The organism is Pseudaeromonas pectinilytica, assembly GCF_054780855.1.
Map to the genome: position 1 here is coordinate 48547 of NZ_BAAGVN010000362.1, position 12824 is coordinate 61370.

The window sequence follows — 12824 nt, forward strand, 5'->3', positions numbered from 1 at the left end:
CGGAAAAATCAATGAAAAAACGCGCCCGTACGGGCGCGCTCCAGTTTAGCAAAGTGTCGTCACATGCACACATCCGGGCATTTATCGCTCCCAGTAGACCTCTTCCAGACTGTCTTCCCGCTCCGGTAAGCCCCGCGACAGCCGGGGACTGCTTTGCATCAGCACTTCATAGCTGACCCGATTGGCATATTTACAAAGTTGCGAAAACGAGGAGTAGCTTAAGAACGGCAACTGATGCTTGGCCGAGTTGGGCGCCGCCTGACGGTGATAGTGATTGGCCGCCATATCGTGTAACACCGCCGACAGAGCCCCATCACCTGCCCCATTGGTATTTTTGATGGCTTCTGGCCCGCCCATGTAGGGCGCTATATGGGCAAAAACCCGCAATGGATGCTGACAATCTTGCTGCAACATGGGACGGCTGAATTCGTAGCGATTGAACTCCGGGATCGCCCCCGGTAACAAGGGGTGGCTAGTTTCCCGCTTGGCCGCCTGTTCCGTGTAACCGGCCATATAGAGACCTTGGGCACCTGCGGTACACAGCACCAGATCGGCCCACTCCAGGGTCTGATTGGCCGCCGCCAGCGGATCCGAAAAACCGGTCAGCGCCTCGCCCTCATCTTCGTTCATCGCCACCACAGTGACGTACTGGCGAATAAAGTCACGCCACCACTGAGGATCGGCATCAATCACAAAGCGGGTGCCCAGAGTTAACACCACCGGGACACCATGCTGGGTCGCGAGCTCGACGGCCTTCATCGTCGCCGCTTTGATGGTATCGCCCTCTTCGCCTCGCACCAGATAGGCGCTGATGACCAGGGCCGAGGCGCCTGCCACCAGAGCTTCCGGTATATGCTCCGGGGTCAATCGATTCATCATGCCGGCATTGATACCGAAGCTACGATCCCCGTCCTCGGAGATAAAGGTAAAGCAGCGACCAATGGGCCCTGCTACCGGCTGCAAGTAGTTGAGATCGACCTTGGAGGAGGTATTGCACAGGTAGCGATAGGCATAGCCGCCGACTTCGATATTTCGGCTCATGACCCCGAACAGAATCGACGCCGAGTCGCTCAGCACCGAGTAGTTATGCAGGGTATTGCCAATGGTACCGCCAGCAAACTGGCTCTCAATGAGTTGGCGCGAGACCAGCTCGTGGTACATGGCTTCGGCCGTTGCATCGGTGACCAGCATCGAATGACCCTTGCTCAGGCCATAGCGTTGCAGAAACTGGCTATCCACATGGGCTTCGATATCCACCAGAGTTTGATCGATACCGACGATATATGCCGGGCTACGCGCCGACAGGGGATTGACAGCCGACAGCAAGGGATCTCGCCGTCCGACCGGGAAGTAATGTTTGGATTTGCGCTGACCGGGAAATTTCATAATGAGTGCTGTGGGCAACAGCCAGACCAGGACGAAAGGCCGCGGATCCTAGCACATTCCCCAGCCTTGCATAGGGGGGAATCGGGGCTTTCGCCCCCTTGTATATCAGGCAAACCTTTGCGCGATGAGCTGGGTCAATAAATGCACATGAGCCGGCTCGGCATTCAGGGCCGGAATATAGTGATAACGCTCTCCACCCGCCTGTAAAAAGCTCTGTTTACCCTCGACCGCAATCTCCTCCAGCGTCTCCAGACAATCGGCTGCAAACGCCGGACAGATAATATCCAGCTGCCGTCGGCCGGAATGAGCTAGCTGGATCAGCGTCTGATCGGTATAGGGCTGCACCCAGGGTTCGCGGCCAAAACGAGACTGGAAGGAAACACCCCACGCCCCATCCTCCAGAGCCAACTGCTCGGCGACCAGGCTTGCTGTCGTCCGGCACTGTTGGGGATAGGGATCGCCCCGCTCGGCATAGCGCTCGGGGATGCCATGAAAGGAGAACAACAAGTACCCCGGCCCATGCTCTTGCCAGTGCTGTCGAATACTCTGGCTCAGGGCAGCAATATAGAGCGGATGATCATGATAGTCATCCAGAAACAGCGTGGTCGGGATTCGGTGTTCAGTCGCCATCACTCGCGCCCAGGCATCAAAGATCGGCGCCGTAGTCGTCGATGAGTACTGGGGATAGAGCGGCAGGATCAACACCTCATCGGCGCCCTGAGCTTTGAGCCGTGACCAGGCGGTGCCCAGTGACGGTTCGCCATAGCTCATCGCCAACTCGACCGGCACCCCATACCCGAGCCCCTGCACCGCTTCTTGCACCGCCACTTGCTGTTGCCGCGAGATAACCATCAGCGGTGAGCCCCCTGGTTGCCAGATCTGGGCATAGGCCTTGGCTACCCGTCGACTGCGGAGTGGCAGTATCACGCCATGCAATAGCGGCCACCACAACCAACGCGGCACATCCACCACCCGGCGATCCGAGAGAAAGGCACGCAAGAAATCGCGAACACCCTGCGCCGTCGCGCTGGCAGGTGTCCCCAGATTAACCAGAATGACTCCGCGTTGTGGCATCTTGTCTCCTTAAAATGCAAAGGGCGCCCGTACCAATGATACGGGCGCCCGGTGTCATCCGATCACCGCTTAGCCGAGCAGATTGGCCAACTGCTGGCTAACCACGTCAACGGCCTGAGTACCATCCAGACGTTCGTAACGAGTCCGGGCAGCAGCCGCCTCAGCCTTGTAATAGCCGACCAGTGGTTCGGTCTGCTGATGATAGATATCCAGACGCTTACGCACTGTGGTTTCTTCATCATCGGCGCGGATCACCAGATCTTCGCCCGTCACATCATCCTTACCGGCTTCTTTCGGCGGATTGAACACCACGTGATACACCCGACCTGAGCCTGGATGCACGCGACGACCACTCATCCGCTTGACGATCTCTTCGTCCGGAACATCAAACTCCAGCACAAAATCGACCACAACACCGGCCTCTTTCATGGCATCGGCTTGCGGGATAGTGCGCGGGAAACCGTCCAGCAGGAAGCCCTTGGCGCAATCGTCCTGAGCGATACGTTCCTTGACCAGACCAATGATGATGTCATCAGAAACCAGTTGTCCCTGATCCATCACTTCCTTGGCTTTTAAACCCAGAGGGGTCCCCGCCTTGATAGCGGCTCGCAGCATGTCGCCAGTAGAAATCTGCGGAATGCCGTACTTATCCATCAAAAACTGGGCTTGCGTACCCTTACCAGCGCCTGGAGCGCCCAGCAGAATAATGCGCATTATGTATCCCCTATGGTCCATGTAATTAACGTCAAAAATCTCGAGAGGCGAAAATTACACGCTTTCTCCTGAATGCTCAAGCGTTTGCTCATGACCCGAGCGCTTGCGCTCATAGTACGCTTGCTTCTGTTGATACATGGCTTTATCCGCCATCTTATAGAGCAAGGAGAAGGGGGTATGCTTGCTATCCGCGTAACCGACACTGAAGCTGATGCCATGTTCACGCCCCGCCAAACTGGCCGGTTGGAACTGGGCTTCCTGCAGACGACGGAGTAATGCATCGTGACTGGCGACGGCGTCGCCTTCCAGCAGGATGACAAACTCATCACCGCCAATCCGGAATAACGAACCAGGCAGATCCTTGAGACAGTTCAGCAAACGACTCGCCACGGTGCGCAGCAAGGCATCCCCGGCCTCATGGCCGCGGGTATCATTGAGATCCTTGAGGCCATTGACATCAATGAGGAACAGCCCGGCCTCCTTATCCAGCGAGGTTTCCAGACCCGCCATGCTCTGATCGAAAGCTATGCGGTTTCCCAGCCCGGTCAGACCATCGGTTCGAGCCCAGAAGGCCAAGCGAGACGTCAAGGCCCGGTTTTCCAGGAAGCTGCTGAGTTCACGGGCAAACAACAACATGCCCTTGAGCTCCTCCTCGCGAAGGGTTTGAGCCTGAAACAACAGCCAACCACCACCAAATGGCGGCGGTAACGGCATGCTATAAATGCCATCATTGATGTGATAATCGGTGCTCGGCTCCTGCACCGGCAGCAGAGGTTCGCCGACAAAATCCGGATGCCGGTACGACATCACCGGGCTATTCGGCACTGTCAGTACCACCATAAAAGGAACGCCCAGCTCACAAGCCTGCACCCGTTTGATCACGGCATTGAGTACGGACTGATCCGTGCTTTCGGTGCTCAACTCCTGACGTAAATGAATCACCTGGTTGTAGATGCGATTGCTGATTTCGATGCGCTGCAGGATCAACGCTAACTTATTGGTCCGCTCTTGAACCTTTTCTTCCAGACTATGATTCAACTGACTGAGTTCATGCAGGTAACGATCCTTCTCTTCCGCCAGATGAGCCAGATCGCGGTTGTTATGCTCCAGTGTTGTGAGCTGCTGGCGGATGCGGGCCTGCATATCGATCAGTAGACGTTCGGTGTGGGCAAATTCCCAAATTCGCGAGGTCGTTCCCTGCACCAGTTGTCCGGCCTCCATGCGCTGAATAATGCCATACAAGACATTGAAGGCACGGAAGATAGGACGGGAAAACAGCACGAACAACACGATCATCACCAACATGACCACCAGCTGATAACTGATGAAGGGACGGATCGCTTCCGTGACCGCCTGGCTCATACTTTCTGGCGAGCGGCTCACCTTCACATACAGATTGACGCTGGGAGAGTAATCCTTTTCGCCAATGATCAAGCGCTGACTCTGACTGATCTGTCCTGCTTCATCCGGTGGCAACGCCACCCCGAGCTGAATGACCGAACTGTGCTGGTTAGCAGAGGAGCTGACCTGCGCCAGCATATTGCTAAATGGCACGACCGCGATGAGATAACCCTGTAGCGAATCACTATTGCGCACAATGACGCTATTGATGATGGATATGAACACCAAGGCACGGTGATCCGCCCCCGGGACCAGCTCAGGAGACTCGATCACCACCACCCGGCCCCCCGTCACACCGGATTCATAGGCTCGTCCCAAATTATGCACGACCTCCAGGATCTCCCGGCTCCTCTCGACCGGGCGGATCTTGCCACCAAAGTTCTCCCGAACCCGGCCATCACGCGTCAGCAGATACAAGGAAGAAACCATGCTATAGCGGTTGGTAAAGGATTCGAATCGCTCCCGGACCTGAGAGCTGTAGTAGAGGCTGGAAACCCCCTTGATGATGGTTTCGTGCCCGGTCAATAAGCGTAAACCACTGGTGATGGCTCGTAATTCATTGTCCAGCTTCTCTTGGGTAACATGCACCTCGCTGTCCAATTGGGTCATCAAGGCCTGGGTCGCAAACTGCTTCAAACCCTGATAGTGGATCACGCTGAGCACCAGCAAGGGCACTATGATCATGCAAAGCATCAAAACGATCAGAAACCGACTCAGTCGGATCATTGATGGGATCCCTCTTCCTCAGCCAACGACTGCATATTCTGGGCAGCCTCGGCAGCATCGTACTCACCAGCCAGGAATAACTTCAGCGTCTTACCCATCACCAGCCAGACTATCAACATTTTTCGATCATTCGGCATCGGCTTGCTCAGTTGCAGTTGGCGATGCAGGGTCTTCATATCCTCAGACATGTTACCCGCCAGTTGCTCCACAACCCGATCCACCGCCGGAAACAGCTTGGAGCGCTCATACAAGGAACGCTGGCTGGCATCCGAGAGTAAAAAATGCACCAGTTCAACCGCCGCTTTTTGTTTAGCCGCGGAAATATCAGCTCGCATGGCCAGTACGTAGGAACTACTCAAGGGGATCATCGGCTTGCCTCCCAGAGTGGGCAGCAGGGCAACACCCAATTTGTCACCCAGCACATCATGCAACATCTGGTAAGCCCAATCGCCGTCCATCAGGTAGGTGACCTCGCCCTTGATGAACGCTTGCTCATTGCACATCAACTCACAATGACTGGCCGGAAAGCGGTCCATGGTTTGCTGATATTGCGTCAATGCCGCTACCATTTGCGGCGTATTCAGCGAGAATTGTCCGTTGTTGAGTGGCCAGCCGCCGTTGGCGGTTAAAAAGGTCATAAACCAGAATGCCTGGTCGCGGGGCCAAGCCAGTTGTTTATCGGGGATACTTTCTAGCGTGAGCGCAGGCTTGACCTGGTCTTTGCGATAATACAGCACCAGCTGGTTGCCCATATTAATGGGAATACCGTACCAACTATCCTCCAAGCGGCCATCTTCACGCAGACCAAATTGGGCGGCTATCGCCTCAGGCCAAACACCAAGGTGGTACTCCTGCTTATTACTGATCTGATCACTGGGTATGAAATAGAGATCCGGCAGCAGGACCGATGACATCACCTTGTCGCGAAACTGGTCGGCACGAAAGTGCTGCTGCACCACCTGATGACCACTCTGTTTGGCAAAGCGATCCAACTCGGGTTGCAGGTGTTCGAGACTGTGACCATTCCATAAGGTGAGCGTTTCGGCGACAGAGGAAGAAGACCAGCCGATGGATATAGCAAGCAGCAGGTAAAATAGACGCATAACGACTCCTTGCGTAGCACTCTCGACAATTGTCTCATCCGTATTGGACATGGCAATGTTTTGTTGAACAAGTTGTGACAATCCGACTGATAGCAGCAAACACGGACAACCCCCTCAAGATTCAGGTTGCCGACGATTCAGTCTCCAGTCTAGCAACTGACCGCTATCACTACCCTTAATCAAGCGGCAACAGAGCGTTAAATTCTTAATTTTTATGAAAAAAAAGCCGCGCATCTGCGCGGCTTCCCGATATGACACCCACTGAAACTATTAGCCCATCAGAAGTCGATTCAAACGAGCCACGAAACCAGACGGATCTTGCAAACCACCCTGCTCGGCCAGCTGTGCCTGCTCCAGCAATAGTTCACACCACTCGCCAAACTGTGCCTCATCCGCAATGCCGTCAATCCGCTTGAGCAGGGCATGCTCGGGGTTCAGCTCCAGAATGAATTTCTGCTCCGGGACTTTCTGACCTGCCGCCTGCATCAGCTTCATCATATGGCTGCTCATGCCATGGCTATCGGTAACCACACAGCTCGGCGTGGAGGTCAGGCGATGACTGATACGCACATCCTTCACCTTATCCGCCAGCGCTTTACGTACGCGGGCCACCAGCTCCTGATTGGCTTCAGCCAGCGACTCCTGCTGCTTGCGACTCTCGTCGTCTTCCAGATCGCCCAGTTGCAGATCGCCTTGGGTTACGGAGACAAACTGCTTGCCATCAAACTCGGTCAGATGGTTCATCAACCACTCATCGATCCGCTCCCACAGCAGCAGCACTTCCACACCCTTCTGGCGCAACAATTCCAGATGCGGGCTCTTGCTGGCAGCGGTGTAATTGTCGGCAATGATGTAGTAAATCTTGCTCTGCTGCTCCTTCATCCGACCAACATAGTCTTCCAGACTCACGCTCTGGGCATCGGATTCGGTATGGGTTGACGCAAATCGCAGCAGCTTGGCAATCTCTTCCTTGTGGGCATAATCTTCGGCTGGCCCCTCTTTGAGCACATTACCGAACTCAGTCCAGAAGCGCTGGTACTTGTCGCTGTCATCTTTAGCCAGCTTGGCCAGCATACTCAAAACTCGCTTGGTGCATGCTTTGCGCAACTGCACAGTCACCTTGTTTTCTTGCAGGATCTCCCGCGATAGATTCAGCGGCAAATCGTTGGTATCCAGCACCCCCTTGATAAAGCGCAGGTAGGTCGGCATAAACTGCTCGGCGTCATCCATGATGAAAACGCGCTGGACATACAGTTTCAAGCCATGCTTCTGCTCACGATTCCACATGTCCCACGGTGCACGAGCCGGGACATACAGCAGACTGGTATACTCCTGGGAGCCTTCAACCTTGTTGTGCGCCCAAGCCAGCGCATCTTCAAAATCGTGGCTGATGTGCTTGTAGAACTCCTGATACTCCTCGTCCTGAATATCGCGGGGAGTCCGGGTCCAAAGCGCGGTGGCTCGATTGACCTGTTTCCACTCACCTTCTGTGACAGTTTTTTCACCCGACTCGCTCTCCTCGGCCGCCGGTTGCTCCCACATTTCGACCGGAATACTGATGTGATCCGAGTATTTTCCAATCACCGAGCGCAGACGCCAATCATCCAGGAACTCGCTCTCTTCCGCCTTGAGATGAAGAATGACATCGGTCCCGCGGCTGGCTTTATTGACATCCGCCACGCTAAAAGAGCCTGAACCATCAGATTCCCAGCAGACACCGCGATCGCTGGACTCACCGGCCGCACGACTCAGGACCGTCACCTTGTCTGCGACAATAAAGGCGGAGTAAAAACCGACCCCGAACTGGCCAATCAGTTGCGAGTCTTTGGTCTGATCACCCGACAGGTGGCTAAAAAACTCGGCGGTACCGGAACGCGCGATAGTACCCAGATGTTCAATTGCCTGATCCCGGGTCATACCAATGCCGTTATCGGAAATGGTCAGCGTCTGCTTCTCCTTATCCAGGATCAGACGCACGCGCAGCTGACCGTCATCTTCGTACAGCTCAGCGTTGGAGAGTGCCTTGAAACGCAGCTTATCGGCCGCGTCCGCAGCGTTGGATATGAGCTCACGTAGAAAAACTTCTTTATTCGAGTAGAGGCTATGCGCCATCAGGCTCAGCAGTTGTTTGACTTCGGTCTGAAACCCGTGGGTTTCCATGTGAGTGGCTTCGGTCATCGTTGCTTTCCTTGATGAGTAGTGTTGTTACGACTGAAAGCAAGATGGGGGCAGGATTGAGCTTTTCAACCCCGGACCGGAGCCCGGGGATGAAAATTGTGACTTACTCCAGAGGACGACGACCACTGAGGGAGTGGGATAAAGTCGTACCATCCACCAGCTCCAGCTCACCACCCACAGGTACACCATGGGCAATGCGCGTCACGGCAATACCGGCCTGCCGCGCCAGATTGGCAATATAGAATGCGGTGGCATCCCCTTCGATGGTCGGATTGGTGGCCAGGATCAACTCATCCAGCGGCTCCTGCTGCAGACGCTGCTCCAGCAAGTCCAAACCGAGTTCGCGGGGGCCTATGCCATCGAGCGGTGACAAGTGTCCCATCAGCACAAAATAGCGACCGGAATAGAGATGGGTCTGCTCCAGAGCCGCGACGTCGGCAGGCGATTCGACCACACACAGCTGGCGTTTTTCGGCGCGTTTGGGGTTGGCGCACAGCTCGCACAACTCGTTTTCGGTGAAGGTGCGACACTGCTGGCAATGGCCGATTTCGGTCAGCGCCCGCTCCAGAGTTCGCGCCAGCTTTTGGCCACGGCTACGTTCACGCTCCAGTAATTGAAACGCCATCCGTTGCGCCGATTTAGGACCCACACCGGGCAAGACTTGCAATTCACGGATCAGATCATCCAGCAGGGGGCTGAATTTCATGGTAACTCCACAAAACAAAAGCGGGAGTCATCTCCCGCTTCATGCCTGATTAAAAGGGCATCTTGAAACCAGGCGGTAATTGCATACCACCGGTCAATTCACCCATCTTGCTCTTGTTCTGTTCTTCGACCCGACGCACGGCATCGTTAAATGCAGCAGCAATCAAGTCTTCCAACATTTCCTGGTCATCATCCATCAAGCTTGGATCAATGGCGACGCGGCGAACGCTGTGACCGCCGGTCATGGTCACTTTCACCAGACCCGCGCCCGACTCACCCACCACTTCCATCTGAGCCAGCTCTTCCTGCATCTTTTGCATACGATCTTGCATGGCTTGCGCCTGCTTCATCAGATTGCCGATCCCACCTTTTCCAAACATCGCTCTTCTCTTCTGTTGAGGTTATCGCCTAATGCTTCAATGGCAGAATACTATCAGCATCCAGTTGCGCACCAAAGCGTTGGATCAAAAATTGGATATGGGGGTCTTGCGCCAAATCCTGCTGCGCAGCAACCAACAATTCGGCGTAACGCTGTTGCTCTATCTGGATCGGTGTCGCGTGCGTGGGAGCCCCCACCTCAATCTGGATCTGCACCGGCTGCTGCAGATGACGGGAGAACCCATCCACCAGTGCGGCGATAGCTTTGTCCGAGACCAAATGCCGATGTTCCGGCGGCAAGGTCAGCAACCAGCTGTCCCCCTCGACCTGTCGACTGGCTTGTAACGCCAACTGACGCAGACGTCCACCCATGCCACTAGCCGCAATCAGCTCCGCCCATGGATCCCCACAACCAGTCAGCAGGTCATTGGATAACCAGCGCGGATCCAGAGACTCTGGTGCATCAGCCTCCGCAGCAGGTAACGGTAACGCAGGGCTAATGGTGGTCGCTTTGGGGATATTGCGCGGGGCTGTTGCCATCGAGGAGGCGTTCGATGGTTGAACAACCGCAGCTGATGTCGCGGTCATCAGCTCCGGTGTTGCCGATTCATACGCCATCGGCATCAGCTGACTGGCGCCAGCGTCATCCTGATAAGCTTCAATAGGCGGTGATTGCCAAGCCGGGATTTCTGGTGCCGCGGTCTCCTGGAGCGGGGACTTTTGCGGTGGAGCCTCCCAGGGTGGTCGGTCATCCAGCACCGAGGGTGCAGCAACAGGGCGGGTAGCAGCGGACGCCGCCACAGGACGCGATGGGGAGATGGTCGAAGCCTCGACAGGGGGCTCACTCGCAGGCCGAGCCACCGGTACAGGGCGCGCAGCCGGAGGGACATACGCGGCCGTGGCCCGAGCTCCAGCCGCAGACACATCGCTCCCTACAGGCTCTTTTTGCTGACTCCGCAGGCGATTACGCACTTGCAGCAGCTGATTCAAGCCAGCACCAGCCGGATTTTCAGCTCCGGTGACGGGTGCAGAGACCAGGGTTGATGATTCACTGAACGGAGCAGCCGAGGATGGAACGCTCTGCCAACTGGCGGCTTCATCTTGCAGCCGCTGTTGTTCGGCAAATAGCGCTTCCTGCGCCGCCATGGTGGCTACATCCTCCTCCACTTCAGCCGTGGCAGTGCGAGCGTCAGCGGCTAAAGGCGCAACATTCGATTCGGGGGCGCGAAGCACAGGCTGGCTGAGACCTGGACGTGGATCGGACGCACGCGCCACCGGATCAGAGGGAATGGTGCTGGGTATGACAGAGGATGGGGATACATCACCACCGACCATAGCAATCGGCATTGCAGTCAGTCGGGCATTATCTACCGCTTTGCGCGGCGAAAAGGCCAGCATCCGCAGCAAGGTCATCTCGAAGCCGCTACGGCCATCGGGAGCCAGGGGTAACTCGCGACGCCCGGTGAGGGCAATCTGGTAATAGAGCTGGATCTCTTCGGCGGTAAAAGTTTGAGCGAGGGCAACCACTTGCTCACTGTCCAGTGCCAGCGGATCGGCGCTGCCGCCCAGCAACTGCGCTAGGGCGATACGGTGCAGCAAGCTTGCCAGCTCGGCATGCAATAGCTCGAAATCAGGCCCTAACTGCGCCACTTCGTTGACTTTGGCCATCAACGCCGGGCCTTGCAACTGCGCCAACAGCAGCAAGATCTGATGTAGGTGACGATGATCCAGGGTACCGAGCATGGCCAGCACCTGATCCAGATGCACATGGCCGCTGCCATGGGCCAACGCCTGGTCGGTCAGACTCAAGGCATCACGCATACTGCCATCAGCCGCCTTGGCCAGGGCAGCCAGTGCCGGTAACTCATAAGGTTGCGCTTCGGCATCCAGCACTCGGACCAGTTGGGAAACGATTTGCTCCCGGGTGAGAGCTTTGAGATGAAACTGCAAACAACGCGACAAAATGGTGATCGGCAACTTCTGCGGATCGGTGGTCGCCAGCAGGAACTTGACGTAAGGCGGTGGCTCTTCGAGGGTTTTGAGCAAGGCATTGAAGCTGTGACGCGACAACATGTGCACTTCGTCGATCAGATACACCTTGTAGCGGCCGCGCGCCGGACGATATTGCACGTTATCCAGCAACTCGCGGGTATCTTCGACCTTGGTGCGGGAGGCGGCATCGATCTCCAACAGGTCGACAAAATTGCCCTGATCGATCTCGCGACAGCTATCACACTGACCGCACGGGGTGCTGCTGACCCCCTCTTCACAGTTCAGGCACTTGGCCAGAATACGGGCTATGGTGGTTTTACCTACCCCACGGGTACCACTTAACAGATAAGCGTGGTGCAAACGTCCTTGGTCCAGAGCATTGATCAGCGCCGTCAATACATGTTGCTGACCCACAACGTCATGAAACGAATGGGGACGCCACTTTCGCGCCAGAACCTGATAACCCATAGCCCTTCTGTTTCCTTAAGCCGTCAGGCTGTTAATACTCTTCCGCTGTTATTCACCTGCAAACTGCACTAGGCTCAGCGGCGCGACACCCGCAGCGCGCAAGCGTTCCTCACCTCCCAGATCCGGCAGGGAAATCACAAAAGCCGCCTGATCGACAAGCCCGCCACAGCGCCGGATCAATTTGATCGCGGCTTCCACAGTCCCACCCGTAGCCAACAGATCATCAATCACCAACACCCTGTCCCCGGGCTGGATAGCATCGTCATGTATCTGCAGGCAGTCCTGGCCATATTCCAACTCATAGCTCTCTTCATACACAGAGCGAGGTAATTTTCCAGGCTTACGCACCGGGACAAATCCCAAGCCAAGAGCTGCAGCAACTGGAGCACCGAAGATGAAACCCCGAGCCTCGGTGCCGACAATCTTGTCCAATGGCACATGACGATAATGCTCGATCAACAGATCGATGGTGGCTTTGAACGCCTGCGGGTGCTCCACCAGACTGGTAATATCCCGAAACAGGATCCCGGGCTTCGGGTAATCAGGAATGGTCTTGATGCAGGATGCAATAAAAGACAGGGTTTCTGGCTTCATGATGGCTACCGATAAAAAAAAATAAAAGCCCGCGATCTGTGGGATAAACAGTTCATGACGGGGCTCAGCATACGTGAAGGCGCTAGCTTAACAACCCCGCCATTC

General features: G+C 55.8%; 10 protein-coding genes. All 10 read right to left on the reverse strand.

Annotated elements, in window-relative coordinates:
• Positions 1 to 81: 81 nt before the first annotated feature.
• The 10 genes from ACYVG7_RS20870 to apt all read right to left on the reverse strand — a co-directional run bounded on the left by ACYVG7_RS20870 (position 82) and on the right by apt (position 12719).
• Positions 82 to 1386: an inosine/guanosine kinase gene (locus ACYVG7_RS20870; protein ID WP_460885032.1), complete on the reverse strand. Its 1305-nt coding sequence runs from the start codon at positions 1384 to 1386 to the stop codon at positions 82 to 84.
• Positions 1387 to 1491: 105 nt separating this feature from the next.
• A complete protein-coding gene (gene hemH, locus ACYVG7_RS20875; RefSeq protein ID WP_460885033.1) occupies positions 1492 to 2460 on the reverse strand; it encodes a ferrochelatase in 969 nt (322 codons plus the stop codon).
• A 69-nt stretch (positions 2461 to 2529) separates the two neighbouring features.
• Positions 2530 to 3174 carry an adenylate kinase gene (gene adk, locus ACYVG7_RS20880; protein WP_460885034.1) on the reverse strand — a complete coding sequence of 215 codons (645 nt, stop codon included), beginning with the start codon at positions 3172 to 3174 and terminating at the stop codon, positions 2530 to 2532.
• Positions 3175 to 3228: 54 nt separating this feature from the next.
• Positions 3229 to 5301: a GGDEF domain-containing protein gene (locus tag ACYVG7_RS20885; protein ID WP_460885035.1), complete on the reverse strand. Its 2073-nt coding sequence runs from the start codon at positions 5299 to 5301 to the stop codon at positions 3229 to 3231.
• A complete protein-coding gene (locus ACYVG7_RS20890; RefSeq protein WP_460885036.1) occupies positions 5298 to 6404 on the reverse strand; it encodes a sugar ABC transporter substrate-binding protein in 1107 nt (368 codons plus the stop codon). The genes ACYVG7_RS20885 and ACYVG7_RS20890 overlap by 4 nt, the downstream gene beginning before the upstream one ends.
• A gap of 270 nt (positions 6405 to 6674) precedes the next feature.
• Positions 6675 to 8582: a molecular chaperone HtpG gene (gene htpG / locus ACYVG7_RS20895; protein WP_460885037.1), complete on the reverse strand. Its 1908-nt coding sequence runs from the start codon at positions 8580 to 8582 to the stop codon at positions 6675 to 6677.
• A gap of 103 nt (positions 8583 to 8685) precedes the next feature.
• Entirely contained in the window at positions 8686 to 9288 is a 603-nt protein-coding gene (recR, locus tag ACYVG7_RS20900) for a recombination mediator RecR (RefSeq protein WP_460885038.1), read from the reverse strand.
• A 49-nt stretch (positions 9289 to 9337) separates the two neighbouring features.
• Positions 9338 to 9667 carry a YbaB/EbfC family nucleoid-associated protein gene (locus ACYVG7_RS20905; protein ID WP_460885039.1) on the reverse strand — a complete coding sequence of 110 codons (330 nt, stop codon included), beginning with the start codon at positions 9665 to 9667 and terminating at the stop codon, positions 9338 to 9340.
• Positions 9668 to 9695: 28 nt separating this feature from the next.
• On the reverse strand, positions 9696 to 12125 hold the full coding sequence (gene dnaX, locus ACYVG7_RS20910; protein ID WP_460885040.1) for a DNA polymerase III subunit gamma/tau: 2430 nt from the start codon (positions 12123 to 12125) through the stop codon (positions 9696 to 9698).
• A gap of 48 nt (positions 12126 to 12173) precedes the next feature.
• Positions 12174 to 12719 carry an adenine phosphoribosyltransferase gene (gene apt / locus ACYVG7_RS20915; protein ID WP_460885041.1) on the reverse strand — a complete coding sequence of 182 codons (546 nt, stop codon included), beginning with the start codon at positions 12717 to 12719 and terminating at the stop codon, positions 12174 to 12176.
• Between the last annotated feature and the right edge of the window lie 105 nt (positions 12720 to 12824).